Annotated in this window: 27 protein-coding genes; 17 read left to right on the top strand and 10 right to left on the bottom strand. The window is 63.0% G+C overall.

Annotation, left to right across the window (positions count from 1 at the left end; translation table 11 throughout):
• Window positions 1–75 precede the first annotated feature (75 nt).
• The 3 genes from rpoZ to dapA all read right to left on the bottom strand — a co-directional run bounded on the left by rpoZ (window position 76) and on the right by dapA (window position 1974).
• Entirely contained in the window at window positions 76–441 is a 366-nt protein-coding gene (rpoZ, locus tag HRU92_RS02535) for a DNA-directed RNA polymerase subunit omega (protein ID WP_127752506.1), read from the bottom strand.
• A gap of 153 nt (window positions 442–594) precedes the next feature.
• Window positions 595–1092 carry an SsrA-binding protein SmpB gene (gene smpB, locus HRU92_RS02530; protein WP_127752505.1) on the bottom strand — a complete coding sequence of 166 codons (498 nt, stop codon included), beginning with the start codon at window positions 1090–1092 and terminating at the stop codon, window positions 595–597.
• Window positions 1093–1098: 6 nt separating this feature from the next.
• Window positions 1099–1974, bottom strand: coding sequence for a 4-hydroxy-tetrahydrodipicolinate synthase (dapA, locus tag HRU92_RS02525; protein WP_172122881.1), 876 nt, complete (start codon window positions 1972–1974; stop codon window positions 1099–1101).
• Window positions 1975–2214: 240 nt separating this feature from the next.
• On the opposite strand from dapA, the gene HRU92_RS02520 reads away from it, so the two are divergent.
• Together HRU92_RS02520 and HRU92_RS02515 are read left to right on the top strand one after the other, a co-directional pair.
• Window positions 2215–4320 (top strand): lytic transglycosylase domain-containing protein, encoded by a 2106-nt coding sequence (locus HRU92_RS02520; RefSeq protein ID WP_173087514.1) that lies wholly within the window; start codon window positions 2215–2217, stop codon window positions 4318–4320.
• Window positions 4321–4388: 68 nt separating this feature from the next.
• The gene (locus tag HRU92_RS02515) at window positions 4389–5324 is read left to right on the top strand and encodes an alpha/beta hydrolase (RefSeq protein ID WP_172122879.1); all 936 of its coding nucleotides are present in this window, start codon (window positions 4389–4391) and stop codon (window positions 5322–5324) included.
• A gap of 9 nt (window positions 5325–5333) precedes the next feature.
• On the opposite strand, the gene HRU92_RS20825 is transcribed toward HRU92_RS02515, so the two are convergent.
• Window positions 5334–6770 (bottom strand): OmpA family protein, encoded by a 1437-nt coding sequence (locus tag HRU92_RS20825; RefSeq protein WP_173087512.1) that lies wholly within the window; start codon window positions 6768–6770, stop codon window positions 5334–5336.
• A 329-nt stretch (window positions 6771–7099) separates the two neighbouring features.
• Window positions 7100–8563, bottom strand: a complete 1464-nt coding sequence (locus tag HRU92_RS02505) for a hypothetical protein (RefSeq protein ID WP_172122877.1) — start codon at window positions 8561–8563, stop codon at window positions 7100–7102.
• Window positions 8564–8971: 408 nt separating this feature from the next.
• On the opposite strand from HRU92_RS02505, the gene HRU92_RS02500 reads away from it, so the two are divergent.
• A complete protein-coding gene (locus HRU92_RS02500; RefSeq protein WP_127752499.1) occupies window positions 8972–9706 on the top strand; it encodes an SDR family oxidoreductase in 735 nt (244 codons plus the stop codon).
• Here HRU92_RS02500 and nagA read toward each other — a convergent pair whose 3' ends face one another.
• Window positions 9707–10867, bottom strand: coding sequence for an N-acetylglucosamine-6-phosphate deacetylase (gene nagA / locus HRU92_RS02495; protein ID WP_127752498.1), 1161 nt, complete (start codon window positions 10865–10867; stop codon window positions 9707–9709).
• A 302-nt stretch (window positions 10868–11169) separates the two neighbouring features.
• Here nagA and HRU92_RS02490 point away from each other — a divergent pair, with 302 nt between their 5' ends.
• From HRU92_RS02490 to HRU92_RS02480, 3 genes are all read left to right on the top strand, one after another.
• Complete coding sequence (locus HRU92_RS02490) at window positions 11170–11676, top strand: ferritin-like domain-containing protein (protein ID WP_127752497.1); 507 nt, start codon at window positions 11170–11172, stop codon at window positions 11674–11676.
• A gap of 31 nt (window positions 11677–11707) precedes the next feature.
• Window positions 11708–11875: a hypothetical protein gene (locus HRU92_RS02485; protein WP_173087510.1), complete on the top strand. Its 168-nt coding sequence runs from the start codon at window positions 11708–11710 to the stop codon at window positions 11873–11875.
• A 61-nt stretch (window positions 11876–11936) separates the two neighbouring features.
• On the top strand, window positions 11937–12347 hold the full coding sequence (locus HRU92_RS02480) for a VOC family protein (RefSeq protein WP_172122874.1): 411 nt from the start codon (window positions 11937–11939) through the stop codon (window positions 12345–12347).
• 24 nt (window positions 12348–12371) lie between these two features.
• Here HRU92_RS02480 and HRU92_RS02475 read toward each other — a convergent pair whose 3' ends face one another.
• Both HRU92_RS02475 and HRU92_RS02470 read right to left on the bottom strand, forming a co-directional pair.
• On the bottom strand, window positions 12372–13196 hold the full coding sequence (locus HRU92_RS02475) for an MBL fold metallo-hydrolase (protein ID WP_172122873.1): 825 nt from the start codon (window positions 13194–13196) through the stop codon (window positions 12372–12374).
• Window positions 13197–13242: 46 nt separating this feature from the next.
• Entirely contained in the window at window positions 13243–13437 is a 195-nt protein-coding gene (locus tag HRU92_RS02470) for a hypothetical protein (RefSeq protein ID WP_172122872.1), read from the bottom strand.
• Between the two features lie 114 nt (window positions 13438–13551).
• Between HRU92_RS02470 and HRU92_RS02465 the strand changes: the two genes are divergently transcribed.
• The 4 genes from HRU92_RS02465 (at window position 13552) to HRU92_RS02450 (ending at window position 14853) form a co-directional block, all read left to right on the top strand.
• The gene (locus HRU92_RS02465) at window positions 13552–13743 is read left to right on the top strand and encodes a hypothetical protein (RefSeq protein WP_127752493.1); all 192 of its coding nucleotides are present in this window, start codon (window positions 13552–13554) and stop codon (window positions 13741–13743) included.
• A gap of 110 nt (window positions 13744–13853) precedes the next feature.
• Window positions 13854–14099 carry a DUF378 domain-containing protein gene (locus HRU92_RS02460; RefSeq protein ID WP_127752492.1) on the top strand — a complete coding sequence of 82 codons (246 nt, stop codon included), beginning with the start codon at window positions 13854–13856 and terminating at the stop codon, window positions 14097–14099.
• Between the two features lie 66 nt (window positions 14100–14165).
• Window positions 14166–14462: a hypothetical protein gene (locus HRU92_RS02455; protein ID WP_127752491.1), complete on the top strand. Its 297-nt coding sequence runs from the start codon at window positions 14166–14168 to the stop codon at window positions 14460–14462.
• Window positions 14463–14472: 10 nt separating this feature from the next.
• Window positions 14473–14853 (top strand): hypothetical protein, encoded by a 381-nt coding sequence (locus HRU92_RS02450; RefSeq protein WP_172122871.1) that lies wholly within the window; start codon window positions 14473–14475, stop codon window positions 14851–14853.
• Window positions 14854–14856: 3 nt separating this feature from the next.
• Here HRU92_RS02450 and HRU92_RS02445 read toward each other — a convergent pair whose 3' ends face one another.
• Entirely contained in the window at window positions 14857–15138 is a 282-nt protein-coding gene (locus tag HRU92_RS02445) for a hypothetical protein (RefSeq protein WP_206524699.1), read from the bottom strand.
• A gap of 107 nt (window positions 15139–15245) precedes the next feature.
• Here HRU92_RS02445 and HRU92_RS02440 point away from each other — a divergent pair, with 107 nt between their 5' ends.
• The 5 genes from HRU92_RS02440 to HRU92_RS02420 all read left to right on the top strand — a co-directional run bounded on the left by HRU92_RS02440 (window position 15246) and on the right by HRU92_RS02420 (window position 20358).
• Complete coding sequence (locus HRU92_RS02440) at window positions 15246–15836, top strand: cysteine hydrolase (RefSeq protein ID WP_173087508.1); 591 nt, start codon at window positions 15246–15248, stop codon at window positions 15834–15836.
• 3 nt (window positions 15837–15839) lie between these two features.
• Complete coding sequence (locus HRU92_RS02435; protein WP_173087506.1) at window positions 15840–16817, top strand: TIGR03885 family FMN-dependent LLM class oxidoreductase; 978 nt, start codon at window positions 15840–15842, stop codon at window positions 16815–16817.
• Between the two features lie 102 nt (window positions 16818–16919).
• Window positions 16920–18098, top strand: a complete 1179-nt coding sequence (locus HRU92_RS02430; RefSeq protein WP_172122868.1) for a zinc-dependent alcohol dehydrogenase — start codon at window positions 16920–16922, stop codon at window positions 18096–18098.
• A gap of 131 nt (window positions 18099–18229) precedes the next feature.
• The gene (locus HRU92_RS02425; protein ID WP_172122867.1) at window positions 18230–20047 is read left to right on the top strand and encodes a YbhB/YbcL family Raf kinase inhibitor-like protein; all 1818 of its coding nucleotides are present in this window, start codon (window positions 18230–18232) and stop codon (window positions 20045–20047) included.
• Between the two features lie 59 nt (window positions 20048–20106).
• Window positions 20107–20358, top strand: coding sequence for a hypothetical protein (locus HRU92_RS02420; protein WP_127752485.1), 252 nt, complete (start codon window positions 20107–20109; stop codon window positions 20356–20358).
• Here HRU92_RS02420 and HRU92_RS02415 read toward each other — a convergent pair.
• Window positions 20355–21440, bottom strand: coding sequence for an NAD(P)-binding domain-containing protein (locus tag HRU92_RS02415; RefSeq protein WP_349236682.1), 1086 nt, complete (start codon window positions 21438–21440; stop codon window positions 20355–20357). The two genes, HRU92_RS02420 and HRU92_RS02415, sit on opposite strands and share 4 nt — an antisense overlap.
• 227 nt (window positions 21441–21667) lie before the next feature.
• Between HRU92_RS02415 and HRU92_RS02410 the strand changes: the two genes are divergently transcribed.
• Together HRU92_RS02410 and fdhD are read left to right on the top strand one after the other, a co-directional pair.
• Window positions 21668–23959: an FdhF/YdeP family oxidoreductase gene (locus tag HRU92_RS02410; protein WP_173087504.1), complete on the top strand. Its 2292-nt coding sequence runs from the start codon at window positions 21668–21670 to the stop codon at window positions 23957–23959.
• Window positions 23956–24747 (top strand): formate dehydrogenase accessory sulfurtransferase FdhD, encoded by a 792-nt coding sequence (gene fdhD, locus HRU92_RS02405; RefSeq protein ID WP_210258523.1) that lies wholly within the window; start codon window positions 23956–23958, stop codon window positions 24745–24747. Before HRU92_RS02410 ends, fdhD begins: the two co-directional genes overlap by 4 nt.

Here is a 24747-nt window from a genome sequence, read left to right as displayed (position 1 = left end):
CCGAACGCCTCCCAGTGATATAGGGATATTGCCAGATCGTGCAATCTGCAGATCCGGCTAATCGCCGCTAAATTCCTAGTCGTCGCGACGCTCAGGCGGAGCAAGGCTCTCGATGCCGCGCAGCAGCTCTTCTTCGCTGATGGTGTCGAAGTTGAGCGAATCTTCGTCGCCGCTTTCGATCAAGGGTGCTGCATGCTGCTCGGGCTCGTCGACCTCGACATATTTCTGCAGCGAATGGATCAAGTCCTCGCGCAAATCTTCTGGGGAGATAGCGCCATCGCCGATCTCGCGCAGGGCGACGACCGGGTTCTTGTCGTTGTCACGGGCGACGGTGATCTGCGCACCCGAGGCGATCATGCGGGCGCGATGAGCGGCCATGAGAACCAGATCGAAACGGTTCTCGATCTTTTCAATGCAGTCTTCAACGGTGACGCGGGCCACGGACGTCTCCAAATTGGATGGGGATGAATGGGTTGCTTACACCAATGCCGGCAACAGCACAAGGTTTGGTGCGACAGCAGAAATGCAGGTGGCGCCGATGGTTCCGGCACCGAAAGAGCCAGCGGGGGAAAGGGACTGCCCTGCCCCAGCCCTTTAGCCGCGGCCACCTTCCTTCATGATGCGGGCCTTGTCGCGGTTCCAGTCGCGGTTGCGCTCGGTTTCGCGCTTGTCGTAGTTCTTCTTGCCCTTGCCGAGGCCAATCAGCACCTTGGCGCGGCCCTGATCGTTGAAGAACAGCTTGAGGGGCACAATGGTGTTGCCGGCGCGGGACACCTCGGCATCGAGGCGCGCCAACTGCTTGCGCGACACCAGCAATTTGCGCGGGCGGCGCTCTTCGTGATTGAAGCGATTGGCCTGCAGATATTCAGGAATATGGGCATTGATCAGCCACAGCTCGCCCCTTTCGGGCGAGGCATAGGCTTCGGTGATCTGGGCCTTGCCCAGGCGCAAGGATTTAACCTCGGTGCCGGTCAGCACCAAGCCTGCTTCAAGGGTGTCGACGATTTCATAGTCAAAGCGCGCGCGGCGGTTTTCAGCCACGAGGCCATGGCTGATCACGCCGTTCTTGGCTTTGTCATTTTTTGCGGACATAGGGGCCTAGATAAGACCTGCATGGGCCATTGCAAAGTCCATGGCCTCCTGAGCGGGCTTGCTGATCGGGCAGATCGGCAGGCGCATCTCATTGGCGCATAGATTGAGGCGATTGGCCGCATATTTGGCGGGAGCAGGACTTGGCTCGATGAACAGGTCCTTGTGGAGATAAGCCAGCTTGTCGTTGATCGCGAGCGCGGACTTGAAGTCACCCGCTAGGGACAGCTCCTGCATCTGCGAGCAAAGACGCGGCGCCACATTGGCGGACACCGAAATGCAGCCCCGGCCGCCATGGGCGTTGAAGCCCAGCGCCGAGCTGTCATCGCCCGAGAGCAAGATGAAGTCCTCACCGAGCTTGGCGCGCTGCATGGCCGCACGCTCGAAGCTGCCAGTGGCATCCTTGACGCCGATGATATTGGCATGGGCCTCGCGCAGGCGCGCAATGGTATCGACGGTGAGATCGACGGTGGTGCGGCTGGGGACGCTGTAAAGAATAACCGGAATGCCGATGGCGCCGGCAACGGCCGAGAAATGCTGGAACAGCCCTTCCTGGTTGGGCTTGTTGTAATAAGGCACAACCGAGAGCACCGCGTCGGCGCCGGTGGCTTCGGCAAAGCGCGCGAGCGAGACCGCCTCGTCGGTAGAGTTCGAGCCGGCGCCCGCGACCACGGGCACGCGCTTATTGGCGACCTCGACACAGATTTCGACCACGCGCTGGTGTTCGGCATGGGTCACGGTCGGGCTTTCGCCGGTGGTGCCAACAGGAACCAGCCCATGCGTGCCTTCGGCAATCTGCCAGTCCACAAAGCTGGAGAAGGCTTTCTCATCCACCGCCCCGTTGAGCATGGGGGTGATGAGCGCCGTTATTGATCCTCGCAGCATTTGATGGAAATTTCCTCGTTGAGTGCCACACTTGTGACTTGGGCGAATGCAATAGACCCACTCATAGTGGGCTCCTGAGACTGGGCAGCATAGTTTTTGTCGCCAGCGACCACAAGGGAGCCTGCAAAGGCAAGCTAGCCGACAAGGCAGCAACACAGCGTTTACCCTCATAGGGCAAGCTGGCGCTTCTCGCAAGAAAGTGGCGCCGGCCAGATGTGGATCAACCAGCAAGGCACGACGATGACCGGCCATATTTATGCAAGCCTTCTGGCGATGACGCTGGCGCTGCTGCCGGCCACCCCCGTGTCGCATCTGGCAGCCCACAAGGGGCAAGACCCGGTGATCACCGGCTCGCTGCCAAGTCCCCCTGCCCCCCTGCTCACGGCAGCCGCGCCCCCGGTCATGGCCAGCATGGGCATGGCACCAGTTCGCCCAATGCCGAGCAGCGTGCCAGCAGCGGCTAAAGCTGACCCCAAAGGCTCAGCCGCCTTCCAGGAAACACTGGCGGCGCTCGCCGATGGCGATGCCAGCACTGCTTTCACGCGGGCCAAGGGCCTGCCTAACCTCGCCGAGCGACGGGCGCTGCAATGGGCCGCGATTTATTTCCATCGCGGGGACGTTGGCTTTAGCGATATTGCCGAATTCGCCGCGGCCGCTCCGGCCTTTGCCGACGGCAGCGTATTCAAGAGCCGGGCGGAACAAGCCCTGCTGGCGCAGAGACCCAAGGACGCGGACGTGATTGCCGCGCTCGGTGACGAGCCCGCGACGCTCGAAGCTCAAATCCGGCTGGCTCAGGCCCTGCTTGCTAGCGGCGACAAAGAACGCGGCGCGGCTCTCGCGCGCCGCGTGTGGAGTGAAAATGCTCTTACGCGCGAACAGGAATCGCGCGTGCTGGCCAAGTTGGGTTCGGCGCTGGATCGCGAGGCGCATTGGGCGCGCGCTACCTATTTGATGATGCATGACCGCGCCCAGGGCAGCGAAAGGCTGCTGCCCTATTTGAGCGAAGCCCAGAAAACCCTGGTGGTGGCGCGCGCCGCAGTTTCCCGCGATGCCCCCAATGCCAAGGCGCTGCTCGACAAGGTGGATCCTGCCGTGCGGGACCACCCGGTCTATCAGTTCTCCCGGGCGCAACGGGCGCGGCAGTTCGAATTGTGGGACGATGCAGTCGCCTGGCTCAATCGCGCCAAGGGGGAAGTGCCCGAAGCAACGCTGTGGTGGGGCGAGCGGCGCGGGCTGATCCGGCAATTGCTGGCGGCTGGCAAGCCGGAGCTCGCCTTTGCGGCAGCGGCAGGCTTTACCTATGGCTCCGATGGTCGGCTCGTGGAGGCCAATTTCCATGCCGGCTGGATCGCACTGTCGTTCCTCAACGACGCGGAACTGGCCAAGACCCATTTCAGCGAAATGGCTACTCATGCCACCCTGGCTGATAGCGTGTCGCAGGCCAAATACTGGCTTGCTCGCGCCGAAGGCCAGCTCGGCGACACGGAAGCGGCAAAAGCCGCCTTTGCGGCAGCCGCCGCTTATCCAACCGCCTATTATGGCCAATTGGCCCGGGCCGAACTTGGGCAGACCGGGGCAGGCATTCGCCCCCTGCCCAGCTGGCGCGACAGCGCTGCACTGTTTGAAGCCAATGAAGTGGTGCGCGCGATCCGGATGCTGGAAGCCAATGGCCAGCACGGCATGGCCCTGACGCTGTTGCGCCAATTTGGCAGTGAACTCACTCAACCCAGCGACCTGTTGCTGGCGGGGCGTCTCGCGCAGGAACTTGGCGCACAGAATGTTGCCATCGCCATCGCTGCGGCCGCCGAGCAGCAGGGCATCGCCCTTGACCTCCTGGCCTTCCCCAAGGACGAGCGCATTGTCGAGGCCAAGCTCAAGGCCGACCCTGCGGCGGTGCTGGCGGTGGTGCGGCAGGAATCCATGTTCCAGATCGACGCCGTGTCGTCGGTGGGTGCCCGTGGGTTGATGCAGTTGATGCCGGGCACCGCCAAGGAAACCGCAGCCAAGGTGGGGGTGGAATATTCGCCCGAACGGTTGTTGAGCGATCCCGGCTATAATGCGCTTTTGGGCTCGTTCTATCTCGAGGCGCAGTTAAAGCGGTATGATGGCTCGCTGCTGCTGGCGGCGGCGGCTTACAATGCCGGGGCTGGCAATGCCAACAAGTGGATCAAGGCGTTTGGCGATCCGCGCGCCGACAATGTCGATCCGGTCTTGTGGGTGGAACTGATCCCCTTCCCCGAAACCCGCAAATATGTGCAGCGGGTTATGGGCAATTACCTCGTGTATCGCGAGAGGCTCGGGCATGACGCCATTTCCGCGCAAGCAGCGCTGCGCAGCATTCGATGAGCCGCGATTTTGCTTGAGAACCGGAGGGCGGCTGGCGTAACTGGGGCCACCTCAACAGCAGAAGCTTAATGGCCCGCAAGCGCTTCGTTCCACCCGACCACCCGGCTTTTGCCGGCTTGCCGATCCAGACCATCACCGCACGCGATACGCCCATCGCCGTGCATGTGCAGGGGCAGTTGTCGAGCCGGCGGTTGCCGATCCTCTGCATCCCCGGCTTTCAGCGCAATATGAGCGATTTCACCGAGTTCGCGGCATTCTTCCGCGGGTTTGACGGGGGGCGCTGGCCAGCGGTGCTGCTGGATCTGCCGGGCCGCGGCCGCTCGGGCGATCCGCAACGCATTGCCGACTATGGCGCCGTGCGGGCGGCCGAGGACGTCGCGGGTGTTCTCGCCGCCCTTGGCATTGATCGCGCGGTGGTGCTTGGCCAGGGTTATGGCGGGCAAGTCGCCATGGCGCTGAGCGTGGCGCATCCATTACTGCTCGCGGGGACCGTACTGCTCGACGCGGGGCCGGTAACCGACGCGCGCGGGATCGTGCGGCTGCGCAACAATATGGGCCATGTGGAAAGCCTGCGCGGGACGAAGTATCTAACGGCCAGCTTCCGGCGCATGCTGGCCGGGGATTATCCCGGGCTGGGCGACGCACGGCTCGAAGCACTGATGGGTCGCACGCATTTCGTGGATCGGCGGGGCCGCGCGAAGCCCCTTTATCACGCCAAGCTGCTTGAGGCGCTCAATAGCATCAGCATCGATGATGAACTGGAGCCGCAATGGCCGATGTTCGACGCCCTGCGCTGTGCGCCCCTGCAATTGCTGCGCACCCAGCTTACCGACCAGTTGCGCCCGCAAATCTTTCGCGAAATGGCCCGCCGCCGGCCGGACGCCCAGGCACTGACCATTGCCGGGCAAGGCTCCCCGGCCCTGTTCGACCAGAAGGAAGAGATGGAGGCCATCTGCGCCTTTCTGGTCGGGATCAGCAAACAAGAGCTCGGCAAAGCGGCGTAGGGCGACCCGCTATTCGGGAATGGTGACGACGATACGGCGATTAAGCCGGCGGCCTTCGGCCGTGGCATTGTCGGCAATGGGGTTGGATTCCCCATAACCGACGGCATAAAGCCGATCGGGGCTGATCCGGCGCAGGATCAGTGCATCAACCACAGCCTCGGCGCGGGCGACAGACAGGGCCAGATTGGCGCGATCGTCGCCCTCTGAATCGGTATAGCCCTCAATATGCACCACGGCCTCCGGACAGGCGGCGAGGTCGCCAGCCAGCTCGTCGAGCGCGCCCTCGGATTCCGGCGCGATCCGCGCGGCTCCAGATGAAAAGAGAATGGAATTGCGGGCAGAGAACTCCGCCAGCGTCGCGCGGCAAGCGGTGAGGTCTGCCTTGGTGGACGAGGGGGCGGGAGTTGGGGCGGCTGCAGCTGGCTTGGCGGCCGGTGGCGGCGTGGGCGCTGCGGGGGCCTTGGCTGGTGCAGGTGGTGGCCCAGCGGGCGCCTGCGCCGGTGCGGGCACGCTCGTCGCGGGCGCCGGGCTTTGAACCGGGTCCACTGCCGGTGCGGCAGGCACTGAAGGCGTGGCGGGCTCCTCGACAGGCTCGGGAGCGCTGGGTGCTTCCGCTGGTGGGGGAGTTGACGGCATGGCTGTGGGTGCGGGGCGTGGCTCGGCGGGCGCAGCAGCCGCAGGCGTGCGAGACTGGGGCCTTGGTGCGGGCGCCTGAGCCAGCTTGAGTGACCAAGCCGCGGGCGGAATGCGGCCGGCATCGAGCGCCTCGGTCACTGCGGTCTCATCACGATCCAAGGGCAGTTCGCCCGTAAGGCTCCAGCCAGTGCCGTCAAACCGAACGGTGCCCGAGCGCAGCAATTGGAGGGCATCGAGCCCAGCGAGGATATTCTCGCCAAAGCCCGACGGGGCGCCTGGCGCGATGCTGGTTTGGTCAACTGCCGAGGGACCGGCATGCGACAAGGCTTCAAGACCCAGATCCCTCGTGGGCAAGGAACCCGATAGCAGCACTTCCCCGGTAGCGGACTTGCTGGCCGACCAGCTATAGGCGGCGGGTTCAGGAAGCGCGATCTCCGCCCGGGCGAGCACCAGGCCCGCCGAAAGGCCTGCAAGGCTCTGCATGATCAGATCATGATCATAGCCGGAGCGGGCCACGCCGCTCAGCGTCACAATGTTCTGGCGGATCGCGAAGCGCCCCTCCCCTAGCCGCTCCAGCACCTTGATCCCGAATTGCAGGCCCGCGTCATAAAGCTCGGGCGCACCACTGCCAAGCTTGAGCCAGTTCACATCGGCACCGGGCACCTCAGCCAAGCGATCGCGAGTGGCCTCATCGGGGGCATAGCCATCAAAGACCAGCGCTCCACCGGGTTGCCGCGTCGCCGAGATCCAGTAGTCCTCTACCCGCGGCGCGGGGAGGTCGATAATGGATTGCGAGGTTCGCGGGGCCACTTGCGCCTGAGCCAAAACGGCGGAGCTGGCCGCTATCCCGATTGGCAACGAAACAACGGTCACCAGCAGCAACGCCGATTGAAGGACCTGTTGAAGGGGAACGTATCTGCTCACGGCTGGTGCTCGCTTCCTGATAGCTCAATACTTGCCGGTAATTACGGCCTTTTTCTGCAGCAATGGTGGGATTGGCGACTTTGTCGCGCCTGCCGCTGTCCGAATGCTGGGGGCAGCATCGGCGACACGAGTGAAGCCCCGATTAATGCGGCAGGCAAAAAAGAAAGGCCCGGCAATGCCGGGCCTTCCAAACGACTAGCCGAAGCTAGCTCAGCTTATTCGAAGGTCTTCTGTGCACGAACGGTCAGGCGGTAAGCCTCGTTCGAGTAAACTTCAGCCTGAACGCCCGAGGTGAAGTCGGTGCTCGGGGACCAATCGAGACGAGCAGCGCCGTAGTAGACATTGTCGTCTGCGTCTGCGGTCTGCAGCGGCAGCAGGTCTTCGTTGAAGTAGCCACCGATTTCGCCGGTGAGCTTCAGGGTCTCGGTGACCGCGAAGATCAACTGGGCAGCCACCTGGAGCGCGTCGCTCTGGGCAGTGCCGGCGAAGTTAGCCGGAGGAGCCTCGAAGTCAGCCGAGAAGTAACGAGCGCCGAGGTTGATCGACACACCTTCGGTGACGTTGGCACCAACGGAGCCAGCGACGCCGTAGCCATCGTTGACCTCACCAGCGATTTCCGAACGCTGATACTCACCCGTCAGAGCCAGAGTGAACATGTCGAAGGTTGCAGCACCCGACACCAGGCCGTGGAAGCGGTCGATTTCGAAGATGTCGTTGTTGTAGTAACCAGCAGCGGCCGTGATACGGAACGCGTCGAACTTGCCGGTGACGCCAGCATGAGCGCCCCACTCGTCGATTTCGCCGTCCATCACGCCGATACCGAAACCGGTCAGGTGAGCGGTGATGTTTTCGCCAGCATAGCTGACAACACCAACCAACGAACCGATCCGATCGGTGGCGACATTCTGCACGCCCCAAGCGTCACGGCCATCGATGTTTTCGAGACCAACACCGACCTTGACGCCATTGCCAACATCCGAGGTAACCTGGATTACCGAGCCGCCGAGAACGTCGAGTTCGTCGTCGTTGTCGAACATCACGCCGTTGTCGACGCCGCTGTAGCCGAAGGTGCCGAGGAAGTTGAGCGGCTGGCTGTCACCGAAGAAGGCGATCGAAGACTTGCGACCAGCCATGATGGTGGTGGTGTCGCCGATGGAGACATAAGCCTCATCGATATGCAGCGGCTCGTCATCGCCCCATGGGCTGGGAGCTTCGTTGCGGTAGCGAACGGCGTCAACCTGCTTGAGTGTCAGGACAGCCTTGGCAGGGCCAAAATCGCTCGACGAGGTGCCAACGAACTTGAGCCATGCGGTAACCTTGGTCTGCCAGTCATTCGACTCGCCAGGAACGCCGGGTGCAATACCACCAGGCCCGAGGTTCTCGCCGCCAAAATCGGGACCAATGAAGTCAGGGCTACCAACGTTGCCGGGGAGCCAGTATTCGTTGCCAATTGGCGTCAGGGCATCGTCATCAGCAGCGCGGTAATCGCCGAAGCGGAATTCGTAAGCAACGCCGCCCGAGATCTGCAGGCAGTTGGTGTCGGACGAGATCGTCAGGCCGGACAGGCCAAGCGAGTCACAAACGTCGAGCGAAGTGAGAACGCCCAGGTCGGCGGCGAAGCCAGCGGTCGAGAGACCGGCAGCAGCAACAGAACCGAGGATAAGGCTCTTGAGTTTCATTGTTGTTGACCTCCAAAGTCAATTCTTGGTGCCGGTTGCCCAGCGGTGCCGTAACGCGACCACACTATCGTGGTGCAGTGTGTTGCCGTCGCGTCGCGACCGACAAACGATCCCATGCATGGATTCGCAAGACCCACTCTACGCATACGCCCAGAGTACGCAATCACAGACAGGCCGTTTTGCCGCCGCAGCAATATGGTTGCGAAGTGGATGTTGCAGATTCAGCACAGGAACGTGAACTTCCTGTTAATAGTCCTTAACATCGGGTTAATTTGCTTGCCGCGCGAGCCACTTAGCAGGGGATCGGGATAGATTTAACGAGTTGAAGCCGTGGTTTTGACTGCTTGGTGTGGCATCATGCTTTGGCAAAAGATGGCGGCATTGTGCTGGAACTGGGCGAGGGTGAGCATGAGCAAGGTTGCGGTAGTAACCGGTGGGAGTTCGGGAATCGGCCTTGCGGCCGCCCGGGGTTTGGCAGAAGCAGGCTATCAGGTAGCGATCTGCGGACGAAACGCGGAAGCGCTGGAGAGCGTAGCCAATTCGATTGATGGCCATTGGGCGCGCTGCGATGTCACCGATGACCGGGCGGTCGCGGCCTTCTTTGCCGGCGTAGTGGAGCGTTACGGGCGAATCGACCTCGTCTTCAACAATGCGGGGCGGTTTGCGCCCACCACCAATTTCGGTGACCTGCCCGTGGAAACCTGGCGGGAAATGATCGACACCAATCTCAACGGCGCGTTCTACGTTGCTCGCGAAGCCTTTCGGCAGATGCGCAGCCAAACGCCGCAGGGTGGGCGCATCATCAATAATGGTTCGATCTCGGCCTATACGCCCCGCCCGGGCGCTGCCTCTTATACTGCATCCAAGCACGCGATTACCGGGTTGACCAAGGCGATCTCGCTGGACGGGAGAGCGTTCAACATTGCCTGTGGCCAGCTCGACATCGGCAACGCCGCCACTGACATGACGAGCGGGATGAACGGCGGAGCGCTGCAGGCTAACGGGACGATCGCGCCCGAGCCCACTTTCGATCTACGATATGTGGTGGAGGGCTTGCTCTATATGGCGAGTTTACCGCTCGAGGCCAATGTGCAGTTCATGACGGTGATGGCGACCACCATGCCGTATATTGGCCGGGGCTAGTTAAGCTCGATATTGCTCGGTGCCGTTGATCCAGGTGGCCATCACTTCTCGCGACGCGGAGAGATGGACAAAGCTGGCAACGGCGCCGGGGCGGAGATGGCCGTGCTCGGCTTCGGCCCCAATAGCTTCGGCTGGATAAAGCGAGGCCATCCGCAATGCTTCCTCCCAAGCCACGCCAATCTCGGAATGCATGAAGCGGACGGCGTCGATCATATCGAGATCGGCGCCAGCGAGGGTGCCGTCAGCCAGGCGCAGCGCGCCATCGGCGCGATAGATGGTGCGGCCATTAAGTGTCAGCGTGCGCAGGTCGGTACCAGTCTGCGACATCGCGTCGGTCACGAGGAAGATGCGCCCCGGACCGGCCTTGCCGCGCAGCGCAACGGAAATGGCGGCGGGATGGACGTGGATCCCGTCGGCGATGAGACCCGCGAACACTGCGCCATGCATGAGCGTGGCACCGACCACTCCCGGCTCCCGATGGCCCAACTGGCTCATGGCATTAAACAGGTGCGTGGCCATGGTAGCTCCCGCGGCAAAGGCGCGCGAAGCGGTGGCATAGTCGGCATCGGAATGGCCGATGCTGACGGTGACGCCAGCCTCGGCCAGCGCCGCAATTTGCTCTGGAGTGACGGTTTCAGCGGCTACCGTGCAAATCAGATACGGGAGAAGTGTTACAGCGGCTTGCAGTCGCGCGAGATCGGCAGAGGTCATCGGACGGATCAGGCTGGGATCGTGCGTGCCCTTGCGCGCCACGGCGAGGTGCGGGCCTTCCAGATGCAGCCCGAAAAAACCAGGCACCCCAGCAGAGGCGGCCTGCGCCCCGGCGGCAATGGCGCGTTCGTTGACCTCGGGAGTGTCCGTGATCAAGGTCGGCAACAGCGCGGTGGTGCCGAACTGGGCATGGGCGGCGCAGATCGTGCGGATGGCCTCAAGGGAGGGATCATTGTTGAAGAGCACGCCACCGCCGCCATTGACCTGGAGATCAACGAACCCAGGCACGACGCTGCCGCCCTCCAGCACGACGCGCTCGGCATTGCCGGGAATCTGATGTGCATCCACGATCGCGGAGACGTGGCCGAACTCCACCAGCAATGCTGCATTCTCATGCCAGCGCTCGCCATCAAAGATCGGAGCGCCGGAAATGGCCAGAAGATCGCTCATGGGCGGAGGTCCGTGTTGTTGAGCCGAGATCCACGGCTGATTGTTCGGGCAGACCGGGCTGCATCGCGGCTCATATAGCAAACAAATGGGCCGGAGCGAGCCTGCTGTAAGCAAAGCAGCGACTGTGGGAGGAGGTGGCGCCGGAGGCCGCTTTCAGCACGCCACGAGTTGTTGTGCCCAGCCTTGATGCACTTTCGCCGGCGGGTCACGAGCGAGGACGACTAGCCAGGGCGCCGATACGGGAACCCTCACCCCAGGCGAGAGTTGGTGTTTCGACCCTGCCATAACCTGAGGACAACATCATGAATGAAGTATCTTCCATCTTCCTGAGCGGCCTTCGGAATGCGCATGCCATGGAGAACCAGGCCCTTTCCATCATGAAGCCGCAGGTGAGCCGCATCGAGAACTATCCCGAGGTGGCACGCCGGCTGGAGCAGCATATCGCCGAGACTGAAGTGCAACTCTCACGCCTTGACCAGTTGCTCGAGGGCATGGGTGGAGACAATTCGACGCTCAAGGACATGGCATTGTCCTTCACTGGCGCGATGGCGGCCCTTGGCCACACGGTCGCGCCCGACGAGATCGTCAAGAACTCGTTTGCCAACTACGCGTTCGAGCATTTCGAAATCGCCGCCTACAAGTCGCTGCTGGCGCTGGCCAACCATATCGGCGACACGCGCGCCGTTGAGTTGCTGACGCAGAACCTGCGCGAAGAGCAGGACATGGCGGCATGGCTCGACCAGCATATCGAGCCAGTTACCCTGCAATATGCAGCGCTGCGCGAAGTGGGCGAAACGGCCAAGAGGTAATCGCGCCGGAATCGCCGGCAAGGAGAAGCAAATGAGCAAAACTCCCGTAAGCCACAGCAAGACCGATGACGTCCCCGCTAAAGGGGCGGACCACAAGCCCAAAAAAGACAAGCCCAGCGAGGGCGAGACTTCAGACCATCACGTGCCGGGGGCCGATGGCCCGATCGGTGCCGAGGCCGAAGACGATAACAATCCCTAACGGCACCCGGGAGGAGCAGGCACCCTGCCCCTCCCTTTTTTCCGCCCAACAAGAGGTTTTCATGCCCATAGCGCAGCGTATTTCGATCAATTTGCTGACCCGCAATATCGCCGACAACATCGCGTTCTACCAAGCCCTTTGTGGCTTTCAGATCGTGCACCAGGAAGCCTGGTATGTAGTGCTGGCCGCCAGCCCCGAGAGCCAGTTCCAACTGGGGCTGATCGACTGGGTGAGTGAATTTGTGCCCCGCGCCGCCCGAGGCGAGCCGCAGGGCGCCTATCTCGAAGTGGTCGTCGAGGACGTGGCGGGGGCCGTCGAGGCCATTCGCCGCTTCGGCACCGAGATCATCGAAGAGCCCACCACATTCGGGCCCATGACCCGCGCGGTGCTGCGCGATCTTGATGGCCATGTGATCGATGTCGTCTCGCCGGGTGCGCGGTACACGATCCCACCGCGGCGCACCGTCGCCTGACCCCTGCGGTTCTTGCCCGCGCAGCTATTTCTGGCTGCGCGGCACCGCAATCTCCCGGAAGTTCTCGGCAAGCTGATGCAAGGCACCCTGCATTTCCGGCCCGCTCATTGCGCGGCCATGGCCGGTGACCACGAGCTCGGGCTCCAGCGCTGCCAGGAGGCGCACCGATTGTTCCGCCGCGATCCAGTCCGGGGTGAAGTAACGCGGCGGCCCGTGCATTTCGGGCTCCTGCACCATGACCTCATAAGCCGATTCTTGGCCCGTGGTGATAATCGCATCGCCCGCCACCAGCGTCCGGTCGGCTTCTCGCCAGAGCGAGATATGGCCCCGGGTGTGCCCCGGGGTGTGCAGCCAACGCCACCCGGGCAGCACCGGCACTGCGCCACTTGGCGGCAAGAGCTGCAGCCATTGAGTGATATCGACCGGGTCGCGCGGAAATAGCGGTGCCAGCTTGGGCATGATGCCGCCATCGGCTGCCGCATCTGGCGGTGGATAGGCCTCTTGCCCGGAAAGGAACGGTGCTTCGAGGGCATGGGCGTATACGGGCACATTCCAGTGCCGGGCCAGATCTTCCAGCACTCCGACATGATCGAAATGGCCGTGGGTCTGGATGATGGCCGAAGGCGGCACGGCGCCAAAGCGCGACTCTGCGGCGTCCAGGATCTTGTTGCGCGAGCCGGGCAGCCCGCTATCCACCAGCACCCAGGGTCCAGTCGGGGCGCCGATGAACACCACATTGACCATGACGATGCGCAGGTAAGCTAGATCGGGCGCCAGTTCGCGCAAATGCTCGTCCTGCTTGGTTTCGTCGGCTCGAGCGTCCTGGCTCAGGGGGATCTGAACAGCCATGGTGGTTCCTTTGTGCTGCGGATGGTCAAGGCAGAGCAGTGGGCGACTAGGCGCCCCGTGTTTTCTGACCGCCCAAGGCAAAGGGCGTTCCCTCAGTCAGTTTCTGACAAGCGCGTTCCACGTCCTCGTCGCTGACATCGACCGGCAAGGAGGTATCGTCAGGAAGGCCAGCGCCGGTCTGGGCAATGGTTTCGTCCTTGGGACGGTCGTTGGCGCCGGTAGTCACTTTACTGCTGCTCATCGCTGTTCTCCCAGTTAACGCACGTTATCGGGACCCGGTGGGGCTGGTTTCCCAATGGAGAGTGGAACTGCCTAGGCCCACGGCGGTTGCAGTAGCAGCAACATGGGAGTTGAAATGGAACAGGACGGGACCCCCAGCGACCAGCCGCAGTCCGAGACTTCGGCGACCGTGACCGACCGCGGACGTGGCCCGGCGGAACGCGCCGTATTGGGCGAGGACCCACGCGGCAGCATTGTCCGCATCGTGGTGGCGGTAATCGTCTTTATCGTTGTTGCGGGGACGATCTTTTACATGTCGATGGGGTGACAACGCCATCGCGCCCGGTATTTAGGGTAATACTAAAGAGCTGCGCGGTTTTACGGAACCCAAAGGGTCCGGGCGTGCTTGTTTGTTCATAACCTGCCCAGGAGGCACTTATGAAGGCTCTGAATCTGATTACTCTACTGTTAATCATCATCGGCGGCATCAACTGGCTGTTGGTTGGCGCCTTCCAGGTCGATCTGGTGGCACAACTGTTTGGCGGCCAGGACGGGGCAATCGCCCGTATCGTTTACGTGCTTGTCGGCCTGTCGGCCATCTACCAGCTGGTGCCGTTCTTCAAGGCCATGTCCACGGACGAAGTGATCGCCGAGCGCGGCACCACCACGACGACGCGCCTGTAGTTTTATGCGCCGGCGGCCGGAGCCACGCTCTGCCGCCGGTTTTTTGTGTCTAGCATGGAGGGGAAATTGAATACGGCCAATCTACAGCTCGAAGGGCTTTACCTGGCGCTTGCCGCGGTGAACCGCGCCCTGATCGATGCCGGCGTTGTCAGCACCGAGCAGCTCGACCTGGCGTTCCGCAAGACCGAAGCCATGGCCATGGGGGCCGAGCGGATGAACAGCCTGTCTCCAGCCGAGCGCGATGCCGTGTGTTTCCCCATCCGTTTGTTGCAGACTGCCCTCGAGTCTCCCGAAACGGCTGACTTCACCGAGCTGGCTCGTACCGTGGGGATGACCAAGCCACGCTACAACGATCAACAATAGGGTGGGCGAGATGGCGGGCGAACAAGGCTCTTATCGGCGGATCGCTGTTGGGGAAGACGCCGGCAATGCGGTAACGATCGGGATCGAAGCGGGTTCGGATGGGCGTCCATTTGCTGCGGTCTGGTGGCCGGCTAGCGGCGATGTGGACGGCGACGAAGCACAATATGATGATGTCGCGAGCGCCTTTGCTGCTGCCGAGGCAGCCCGGCAGTTGCATGGCTTTGCCGAAGTCGTCGTGGTGCTGCAGGACGATCTGCTTTGGAACCCGGCATGGGGCGAGATCGCGGCCGACCGAAATCGGGAACCGATTGGCGATGTTTCCGACACGGACCTTAATTCGCGCGAGGTTTACAACCTCGCGCGCGGGATTGAAGGCGAACGCGACGCCTAAGGCTCAGCCCATGGTGCCAAGCAGCGTAGCGCCGACCACCACGGCCGCACCGATCGCTACAAAGATCGCATAAAGTGCAGTGCCCGGCATCTTGGGTCCCTGGCGGTATTTCGGCCGGCTGGCGGCGTCCAGCTTGCGCTCCGAGGCGGTTGGGGGACTTCCACCTGCTTCAGCATCGGTCCCGAGTGGGGCCGCGGCGGGATCGGGGAAGCCGATTTTCTCGCCGGTCGCTCCGCTGTCGATTTCTTGGCGCAACTGGTCGGTGGTGGGTGCGTCTTTGGCCATTTACCGTCTCCGTTTGCAACGATAATGCCGAGGGTGGAGGTGTGTTCCGTCCGGGAACAATCGCCATGGGGTGGCGTTGACGCGGCACTTACTTGTGCGGATCAACCATGAATTTCACCAATTGTGTGCATCTCTGCGTGGACATGCAACGCATGTTCGCGGAGGAGACCGACTGGCATGTCGAAACGCTTGCCGGCGTGCTGCCCGCGATCGAGGCACTGACCGAGCCTCACGCCGCGCGGACGGTATTCACCCGTTTTGTGCCGCCGGAACGGGCTGAAGACGCGCAGGGGAGCTGGCAGGAATATTACGAGGCTTGGCCCAATATGCTGCGCGAGCGCATGGCGCCTGAGATGGTGGACCTGGTCCCCTCGCTGCAGCGCTTTGTTCCGCCGGCCGCAGTGATCGACAAACCGGTTTATTCACCCTGGTGGTCAGGCGCGCTGCACCAGCAGTTGCAAGCCAAAGGGGTCGACACGCTGGTGATTACCGGCGGCGAAACCGAGGTGTGCGTGTTGTCCACCCTCATGGGCGCGATCGATCTGGGATACCACGTTGTATTGCCCAAGGATGCGGTGTGCAGCTCGGCGGCCGAAACTCACGCCGCAATGCTTTCCATCTATGCCAGCCGCTTTGGCATCCAGCTGACGGCCTGCACGACCCAGGACGTGCTCGATCAATGGCGACGCGAGGGATAATCCATGCAGATCGGCTATCATGCTTCCCACGAACAGTTTGCTCCCTCGAGCCTGCTCAAGCTGGTGCAGCATGCGCAAGAAGCGGGTTTTTCCTGCGCCAAATCATCGGACCATTTCCATCCTTGGAGCGAGCGGCAGGGTCACTCGGGCTTTGCCTGGTCGTGGCTGGGGGCCGCCATGGCAGTGACCGATTTTCCGATCGGCTCCATTTCGGCCCCGGGATATCGCTATCACCCGGCCATCGTCGCGCAGGCCGCGGCAACGCTGGGGGAAATGTTTCCTAACCGGTTCTGGCTGGCTCTCGGCAGCGGGGAAGCGCTCAATGAATCGATCACCGGCACCTATTGGCCCGACAAGGCCGAGCGCAATGCCGTGCTGGCCGAGTGTGCCGCGGTCATCCGGGCGCTGTTTGCCGGCGAAACCGTCACCCATCGCGGCAGGGTCACAGTGGTGGAGGCCAAGCTTTATTCCCGGCCCACCCAGCCGGTGCCGCTGTTTGGCGCCGCCATTACCCCCAAGACCGCAGCGTTTGTTGCCGAATGGGCTGATGGCTTGTTGATCACCGGCGGCGGTGTGGAGGAGATCCGTCCGACCATTGAGGCCTTCCGCGACAATGGCGGTGCGAACAAGCCCGTTCATATCCAGCACGCGCTGTGCTGGGCGACGACCGAGGACGAGGCGTTCGAGCAGGCGCTGGATCAATGGTCGGCCAATGTCATTGGCGGCGAGGTCAACTGGGATCTGCGCCGTCCCAGCGACTTTGATGCGGCCACGCGCTTTGTGCGACGCGAAGACATGGCCAAAGCAGTGTTCGTGTCGGCCGATCTTGGCCGGCATCGCGCCGCTATCGAGGCTTACGGCGAATTGGGGGCGACCGCAGTGCATCTGCACCAGGTTGGGCGCAACCAGGCGGAGTTTATCGAGGCATTTGGCACCAAGGTGTTGCCGGGACTGGATCGGATCACGGCGAGCGCGCGTTAACCACGCAGCAAAGGCCAGCGGGAACGAGCATCGGCTCGGTTCCGAGGCTTATTCCTGCGGAAGGCGCGACTGGCGCTGGCCGCACCAACCCTGGAGAACCCAATGAAAGCGTTGTGCTGGCACGGCAAAGGCGATGTTCGCTACGATACCGTCGATGACCCCAAGATCGTCCATGGCCAGGACGCCATCATCAAGGTGACCTCCTGCGCGATCTGCGGCTCGGATCTGCATCTTTATGATGGGTTCATGCCCACGATGGAGTCAGGGGACGTGCTCGGCCACGAAACCATGGGCGAAGTGGTGGAGGTCGGCAAGGACAACACCAAGCTCAAGGTCGGCGACCGCGTCGTCGTGCCCTTCAACATTGCCTGCGGGCAGTGCTGGTTCTGCCAGAACCAGATGTTCTCACTATGCGACCGCTCCAATCCCAACGCGGCCATCGCGCGCGCGGCCATGGGCTATTCGCCCTCGGGCCTGTTTGGCTATTCACATATGCTGGGCGGCTATGCTGGCGGGCAGGCCGAATATCTGCGCGTGCCCTTTGCCGATGTCGGCCCGATCAAGGTGCCCGATGAACTGACCGACGAGCAGGTTCTGTTCCTAAGCGACATTTTCCCCACCGGCTATATGGCCGCGGAAAATGCCGAGATCGAGCCCGGCGACACCGTAGCCATCTGGGGTTGCGGTCCCGTCGGGCAATTCGCCATCCAGAGCGCGTGGCTGATGGGTGCTGGCCGCGTCGTCGCCATCGACAACGTGCCCGAGCGCCTGAAGATGGCCGAGGTGCATGGCAAGGCCGAGACCATCAATTTCGACGAAGCCAGCCCCTATGAAGTGCTGTTCCAGATGACCAATGGGCGCGGGCCCGACCGGGTCATCGATTGCGTGGGCACCGAGGCCCATGCGAGCGGCGCACCGGATTCAGTGATCGACAACGTCAAGCAGAAGGTGGGTCTCGGCACCGACCGGGCACATGTGCTGCGCGAGGCAATCATGTGTTGCCGGAAGGGCGGCACCATCTCGATGCCCGGCGTTTATATCGGCATGCTCGACAAGGTGCCCATGGGCGCCTTCATGAACAAGGGGCTGACGCTCAAGACCGGACAAACGCACACCCATCGCTATCTGGCGCCGCTGCTGCAGCTGGTGGTGGACGGCAAAATCGATCCGACCTTCGTGATCACCCACCAGGCCGATCTATCGGAAGGGCCCGAGCTTTATCGCAAGTTCCGGGACAAAGAAGATGGCTGCATCAAGGTGGTGATGAAGCCCGGCGCTTAACCCAGGTTGGCGCCCTATCGGGCGCCCGCCTGCCTTCTTTGATGCCTCCGGTAACAGCAAATTCGTGCTGGCGGGGATCGGGAAACGGGCTTGGGGAGTTGGATTAACCAAACCCACAGGAATGAACCCCCATGCGCAGAGCTTCTTCCTCCCTCGCCACCTCCGCAACCGTGCTGCTTGCCATTGCCAGCCCCGCGGCCGCCCAACCGCAGGGCACGGTCGGGCAATATTCCGATGTGACTATCGAGGGGTCGATCCTCGAACCCAATCCGCTCGAGATTGCTGACGATGCCGAGCTTGCGGGCAAGATCCAGGTGCCCGAGGGGTTCACGGTGGAAGTGGTCGGCCGCGATCTCGGCAATACGCGCATGCTGGCCGTGCATGAGGACGGGCATGTCTATGCCACCCGCCGCCAGGAAAGCGATGTCATCCGGCTGATCGACGCCGATCGCGATGGCAAGTTCGAGGATTTCGCCAAGGTCGCCGGCCGCCCGGGCATGCACGGCATCTTTATCGATGGCGACACCGCTTACCTTGCCACCGCCAAGGAGGTGTTCACTGCACCAATCGAGGACGATGGCAGCTTTGGCGAACTGACGCGGATCATCGACGATCTGCCCGATGCCGGCCAGCACCCCAACCGCACCCTGGCGATCGGCCCGGACGGGATGCTCTACATAACCGTGGGCTCGACCTGCAACGCCTGCGACGAGTCCAACCCGGAAAGCGCCACCATTCTGCGCGCCACCCCCGACGGCAAGACCCGCACCATCTTCGCCAGCGGTCTGCGCAATACGATCGGCTTTGGCTGGGAGCCCGGCACGGGCAAGCTTTACGGCGCCGATCACGGCACCGACTGGCTGGGTGACGAGGAGCAGAAGGAAGAGTTCAACCTCGTCGAACAAGGCAAGCAATATGGCTGGCCCTATATCTACGACTTCTCCAACTTCAATCCGCAGGACAATCCGCCCGAGGGCATTACGCTGGAGGAATGGGCCGAGGCGAGCGAGGAACCGCTGCTCGGCTATACCGCCCATGCCGCCCCCATGCAGATGACCTTCTACCAGGGCGAGGCCTTTCCCGAGGAATATCGCGGCGACGCCTTTATCGCCATGCGCGGCTCCTGGAACCGCCGCCCGCCGAGCGGCTATGAAATCACCCGGGTCGATTTCGAGGACGGCGAGCCCAAGGACTGGACCTCCTTTGCCACTGGTTGGCTGATCGAGAACGATGATCAAAGCTATGACTTCCTCGCCCGGCTTGCCGGATTGACCGAGGATATCGATGGCTCGCTGCTGCTGGCCGACGATTTCAACGGCATCCTCTACCGCATCAGCTATGAGGGCGAGGATGGGGCAGGCAGCGATGCGGCTGCCGCGTCCAGCACGCCCAATCTGGTCGAAACACCCGCGCCTTCCGACACCGCGATCAATCTCGTGGAGGCCGATGGCACGCTTGCTGTCAGCAGCTCGAGCTTTGCGGATAATGGTGCGATCCCCATCGCCCATGCCGCCGAAGGGCATAATGCCTCCCCGGCCCTCTCCTGGGACGAGGCGCCCGAAGGCACAAAGTCCTTCGCCGTGATCATGGATGATCCCGATGCCGACGAGCCCAAGCCCTTCGTGCACTGGGTGCTTTTCGACATCCCCGCTGACGTCACGACCCTGCGCGAGGGCATCAACACCGATCCGGTGCTGCAGGACCCCGAAGGGGCCAAGCAGGGCAGCAATAGCCGCGGCCAGACCGGCTATTACGGCCCCCGCCCGCCGCTCGAGGATCCCGCCCACAACTACCATTTCCAGGTCTTTGCGCTCGATCTGGCCGAGTTGCCGGTGGAACTGGGGGCCAAACGCGAGGACGTGCTGGCGGCGATGGAAGGCCATGTGCTGGCCAAGGGCGAAGTGGTGGGCACCTATCAGCGCCCCACCGAAGAAAAACCCAAGAACTAGCTAGCTCGGATCACGCGGGAGCGCGCCCGGGCGCGTTCCACGCCAGCAAGGATCAAGCCATGACCACGCCCGACACCCTGAGCGATGCGGCCCTCGCAGTATTCGCCTTTGCCATTTATCACCAGCTCGAAAGCGGCGATCCCGTCACCAAAGTGATCGCGGATGACGGCAAGGGCCACCACGCCGATCCAAAGGCCGTTGCCGAACTCGAAGAGCTGGGCCTGGCCACGCGCGAAGACAATTCGGTCAGCTTCACGCCCGAGGGCATGGAGATGATTACCCTCTTGATCGGCCGCCTGCGCGGGCGCTAGCCCATGGCTTTGCCGAGGCCAAGCGTCGCGATCAATTCGGCCGCTGCCGCCGCGCCCGCGCGGTTGGCGCCGATGGTGGACGCCGACGGGCCATAGCCGACCAGATGAACCCGCGGATCCCGCAAGACCTGGGTGGCCAGCCGCCCGCCCATGCGGATGCCACCGCCCTCTTCGCGTAAGTCGAGCGGGGCAAGATGATCGAGCGACGAGCGAAAGCCGGTGCACCAGAGGATGACATCGGCCCGCTCTTCCCTTCCATCGCTCCAGCGCACGCCGGATTCGGTAATCTCGCTGAACATCGGATGGCGCTGCAACACGCCACGCGCCCGCATCGCTGATATCGCCGGCGTTTCGGGCAGCCCCGTCACCGACACGACCGAAAGTGGCGGCAGGCCGGCCCGCACGCGTTGCTCCACCATAGCGACGGCGGTCCGGCCGGCTTCGATGTCGAAGGGTCCGGTGCGGAACTGCGGCTCACGCCGGGTTACCCAGAGCGTCGTGGTCACCTGCGAGATTTCGTCGAGCAGCTGGATGGCCGAAATGCCGCCGCCAACCACCACCACATGCTTGCCGCGGAAGTGCTCGGCCCCCTGATAGTCGGCGGTGTGCAATTGCTCGCCGCCGAACGTCTCGGCCCCCGGATAATGCGGCACGAAGGGCGCCGTCCAGGTGCCGGTGGCGTTGATGATGCCCCGGGCCGAGAACACGCCCCGGTCCGTTTCGATCCGCAGCCGCTCGCCACGGCTGACCACGCAGCGCGCGCTGACCGGCCGCAGCACCGGCAGCTCGAACCTGCGTTCATATTCAGCGAAATATTGCGGCACCGCCACCCGGGCCTGCACCTGCGGATCATCCAGCGCGATCGCGTCGCCAAAAGCCAGCCCCGGCAGATCATGGACGCGATTGACCGTGCTCAGGGTCAACGAGGGCCAGCGGAACTGCCAGGCGCCTCCTGGGGCCTCGGCACTGTCGAGCACGACAAAGCCGCGGCCCGCGACAATGCCGCGCTGGCGCAGGTGATAGGCGGCAGACAAACCCGCCTGCCCGGCGCCAATCACGACAATATCGGCCTTCCGAGCCACTCGAACGGAGGCGTCACCCAGTTGTGTTTGCTTGTCGGACAGTGGCCAAGCTCCAGAGTTGAATCAATCAACTGCGCCAAGTGACTGCAGTTGTTGGCTTCTATTCTTGATCGGCGCAAGGGAGAAAGCCGATTTTCCGTTGCGGGCAGTCTTTCCGCTCGCGCCGCAACCGGTTAGCGTCGGGGGTGTTTGAACTTAACCAAGCTGTCGATGAAAGCGAGCGTCTCATGGCCAGAAAAATCACCATCGCGCCCTATAGCGGACCGGCTGGCGGCTGGGGTTCAATCAAGTCCGTCAGCAGATATCTGGACAGCGAAGGCATTCTGGCGACGGGCCCCCTGGCGCTGCGCAAGCAAAACAAGCCCGAGGGCTTTGCCTGTGTCAGCTGCGCCTGGGCCAAGCCGGTGCCATCCCATCCCGCCGAGTTCTGCGAAAATGGCGCCAAGGCGACCGCCTGGGAGCTGACGCGCAAGCGGGTGACGCCGAGCTTTTTTGCCGAACACACGGTTAGCGAGCTCAAGACCTGGTCCGACCACGACCTCGAGGCCATTGGCCGGCTAACGACGCCGCTGCGCTACAACGCCCAAACCGACAAATACGAAGCCGTGGACTGGACCGAAGCCTTTGCCAGCATCGGACGCGAGCTGGCCGCCATTCGCGACATCGATCCCAAGCGCACGGTGTTCTATGCATCTGGCCGGGCGTCGCTTGAAACCTCCTATATGTATCAGCTGCTGGCGCGCCTCTATGGCAACAACAACCTGCCCGACAGCTCCAATATGTGCCACGAGTCCACTTCGGTGGGTCTGGCCGAAAGCATCGGGGTGCCGGTGGGCACGGTGGTGCTGGACGATTTCAAATCCGCCGATGCCCTATTCTTTTTCGGCCAGAATGTGGGCTCCAACAGCCCGCGCATGCTGCACCAGTTGCAGGAAGCCAGCGACCGCGGCGCGACAATTGTCAGCTTCAACCCGCTCAAGGAGCGGGGGCTCGAGCGGTTCGTCAATCCGCAGAACCCGGTGCAGATGCTGACGCAGCACGAAACCCGCATCAGCCGGGAATACTACCAGGTGCGCCCGGGCGGCGATATTTCGGTGGTGATCGGCATGTGCAAATGGCTGTTCGAGGCCGACGCCAAGGCGCAAGCCGAAAACCGCCAGCCGGTGCTGGACCACACCTTCATTGCCGAACACACCCATGGCATGGAGGAGTTCCGCGCCTTTGCCGAAGCGCAGGATTGGGCCGATCTCGAGCGCGAAACGGGGCTCACCCGCGCTCAGATCGAGCGCGCTGCCGCCATCTATGCCGCCGCCCCGGCCGCCATGGTGGTTTATGGCATGGGCATCACCCAGCATAAGCTGGGGGTCGAAGCGGTGCAGATGCTGGTCAATCTGGCGCTGCTGCGCGGTAATATCGGCCGGCCCGGCGCCGGCATCTGCCCGGTGCGTGGCCATTCCAATGTGCAGGGCCAGCGCACGGTTGGGATCGCTGAAAAGCCCGAACTCGTGCCGCTCGACCGGCTCGAGGAACTCTACCAGTTCAAGGCGCCGCGCGAAAAAGGCACGACCACGGTGGAAGCCTGCGAGGGCATCATCAATGGCACGATCGACGCCTTTATCGGGCTTGGCGGCAATTTCCTGCGCGCCGTGCCCGATCATGGGCCGATGGAAGAGCACTGGCCCAAGATGCGCCTGACCGTGCAGATCGCCACCAAGCTCAATCGCGGCCAACTGTTTTGCGGCAAGACGGCGTTCCTGCTGCCCTGCCTTGGACGGATCGAATATGACCGGCAGGCCACCGGCAAGCAGGTGGTGACGGTGGAGGATTCCACCGCCGTGATCCACCAGTCACGCGCCATCAACGAGCCCGCCAGCCCCGATCTGCTGTCGGAGCCGCGCATCGTGGCCGAGATCGCCAAGGCCACCCTGCCCCCCAATCCCAATGTCCCCTGGGACCAGTGGGTGGGCGATTATAGCCTCGTGCGCGACGCCATCGAGCGCACCTGGCCCGAAATGTTCAGGGACTTTAACCAGCGCATCAAAAAGCCCGAAGGCTTCCGCCGCCCGATCGCCGCCAGCCACCGCCAATGGAAGACCAAGACGGGCAAAGCCAATTTCAAGGTGCCCTCGGCTCTGGGCGGCAGCTTTGATGATGGCAAGGATCCCGATGTGCTGCGCCTCATCACCTTGCGCAGCAATGACCAGTTCAACACTACCGTTTATGGCTATCACGACCGCTTCCGCGGCGTGGAAGGCACCCGCGACGTGCTGTTCCTCAATGGCGAGGACATGGCGCGCTTCGGCATTGCCGATGGCAGCACTGTCGCCCTCGAAACGGTGGCCGATGATGGAGTGCCGCGTCGTCTCGGCGGGCTGCGCGCCATCAAATACGACATGCCCAAAGGCAGCTGCGGCGGCTATTATCCAGAATGCAATGTGCTGATCCCGGTCTACCAGCACGCCGGGAAAAGCCATGTGCCGGCCGCCAAGTCGGTGCCGGTGCGGATCGTGCCGGCGTGATCCCGACCCATCAGCCCATCGCGCATCAGCGCTGGGCCGGGCAGTTTGACCCGGCCGGGCGTGACATTGCCACCGAAGCGGCCGTGGCCGTGGTGGTCAATGGCTCGACCTATGCCGTGATGATGGCGACGCCGGCCGATCTTGAAGACTTCGCGATCGGCTTCGCGCTGACCGAGAGGATGATTGCCGAGCTCGGCGAAATCGAGCGCTTCGAAATCGTCGAGCACGCCGCCGGCGTGGAAGCACGCCTCTGGGTCGCCGAGGAACGGGCGCGCGCCCTCGCCGCCCGCCGCCGCGCCATGGCCGGCCCTACCGGTTGCGGGTTATGCGGCATCGAAAGCCTCGAACAGGCCCTCCGCTCCACGCCGCGGGTGGAGGCCGGGCTCACCCTGTCGCCCGACCAGATCATGGCCGCGGTGGCGGCGCTCCGGCCCGCCCAGTCGCTCAACGCCCTCACCCACGCCGTGCATGCCGCCGCGCTCTGGCAGCCCGAGGCGGGGCTGCTCGTTCTGCGCGAAGACGTCGGCCGCCACAACGCCCTCGACAAACTCGCCGGCGCCGCCCGCCGCCAGCACCTCCCCGCTGCGGACGCCGCCCTCCTCATCACCAGCCGCATCTCGGTGGAGCTCGTGCAAAAAGCCGCCGTGCTCGGCACCGGCATCCTCCTCGCCATTTCCGCCCCCACCACCCTCGCCATCCAAACCGCCCAAGCCGCCAACATCACCCTCCTCGGCGTGGCGCGAGACGATGGCTTCGAGGTGTTCACGCATGGCTGGCGGGTGGGATAG

Origin of the sequence: Devosia sp. 1635 (genome assembly GCF_013185955.1) — a bacterium.
In the GTDB taxonomy this organism is placed as follows: Bacteria; Pseudomonadota; Alphaproteobacteria; order Rhizobiales; family Devosiaceae; genus Devosia.
Note: the sequence above shows the minus strand (reverse complement) of the source record. Positions and strands in the feature narration are given on the sequence as shown.

Coding starts and splice junctions, on each gene's coding strand:
- HRU92_RS02445 (WP_206524699.1), bottom strand. CDS start 15,138: ATGGCCAAAGACGCACCCACCACCGACCAGTTGCGCCAAGAAATCGAC.
- HRU92_RS02435 (WP_173087506.1), top strand. CDS start 15,840: ATGCAGATCGGCTATCATGCTTCCCACGAACAGTTTGCTCCCTCGAGC.
- HRU92_RS02450 (WP_172122871.1), top strand. CDS start 14,473: ATGGCGGGCGAACAAGGCTCTTATCGGCGGATCGCTGTTGGGGAAGAC.
- smpB (WP_127752505.1), bottom strand. CDS start 1,092: ATGTCCGCAAAAAATGACAAAGCCAAGAACGGCGTGATCAGCCATGGC.
- HRU92_RS02425 (WP_172122867.1), top strand. CDS start 18,230: ATGCGCAGAGCTTCTTCCTCCCTCGCCACCTCCGCAACCGTGCTGCTT.
- HRU92_RS02515 (WP_172122879.1), top strand. CDS start 4,389: ATGGCCCGCAAGCGCTTCGTTCCACCCGACCACCCGGCTTTTGCCGGC.
- nagA (WP_127752498.1), bottom strand. CDS start 10,867: ATGAGCGATCTTCTGGCCATTTCCGGCGCTCCGATCTTTGATGGCGAG.
- HRU92_RS02505 (WP_172122877.1), bottom strand. CDS start 8,563: ATGAAACTCAAGAGCCTTATCCTCGGTTCTGTTGCTGCTGCCGGTCTC.
- HRU92_RS02500 (WP_127752499.1), top strand. CDS start 8,972: ATGAGCAAGGTTGCGGTAGTAACCGGTGGGAGTTCGGGAATCGGCCTT.
- HRU92_RS02490 (WP_127752497.1), top strand. CDS start 11,170: ATGAATGAAGTATCTTCCATCTTCCTGAGCGGCCTTCGGAATGCGCAT.
- HRU92_RS02480 (WP_172122874.1), top strand. CDS start 11,937: ATGCCCATAGCGCAGCGTATTTCGATCAATTTGCTGACCCGCAATATC.
- dapA (WP_172122881.1), bottom strand. CDS start 1,974: ATGCTGCGAGGATCAATAACGGCGCTCATCACCCCCATGCTCAACGGG.
- HRU92_RS02485 (WP_173087510.1), top strand. CDS start 11,708: ATGAGCAAAACTCCCGTAAGCCACAGCAAGACCGATGACGTCCCCGCT.
- HRU92_RS02430 (WP_172122868.1), top strand. CDS start 16,920: ATGAAAGCGTTGTGCTGGCACGGCAAAGGCGATGTTCGCTACGATACC.
- HRU92_RS02465 (WP_127752493.1), top strand. CDS start 13,552: ATGGAACAGGACGGGACCCCCAGCGACCAGCCGCAGTCCGAGACTTCG.
- HRU92_RS02420 (WP_127752485.1), top strand. CDS start 20,107: ATGACCACGCCCGACACCCTGAGCGATGCGGCCCTCGCAGTATTCGCC.
- HRU92_RS02475 (WP_172122873.1), bottom strand. CDS start 13,196: ATGGCTGTTCAGATCCCCCTGAGCCAGGACGCTCGAGCCGACGAAACC.
- HRU92_RS02470 (WP_172122872.1), bottom strand. CDS start 13,437: ATGAGCAGCAGTAAAGTGACTACCGGCGCCAACGACCGTCCCAAGGAC.
- HRU92_RS02520 (WP_173087514.1), top strand. CDS start 2,215: ATGACCGGCCATATTTATGCAAGCCTTCTGGCGATGACGCTGGCGCTG.
- HRU92_RS02440 (WP_173087508.1), top strand. CDS start 15,246: ATGAATTTCACCAATTGTGTGCATCTCTGCGTGGACATGCAACGCATG.
- HRU92_RS02460 (WP_127752492.1), top strand. CDS start 13,854: ATGAAGGCTCTGAATCTGATTACTCTACTGTTAATCATCATCGGCGGC.
- HRU92_RS02410 (WP_173087504.1), top strand. CDS start 21,668: ATGGCCAGAAAAATCACCATCGCGCCCTATAGCGGACCGGCTGGCGGC.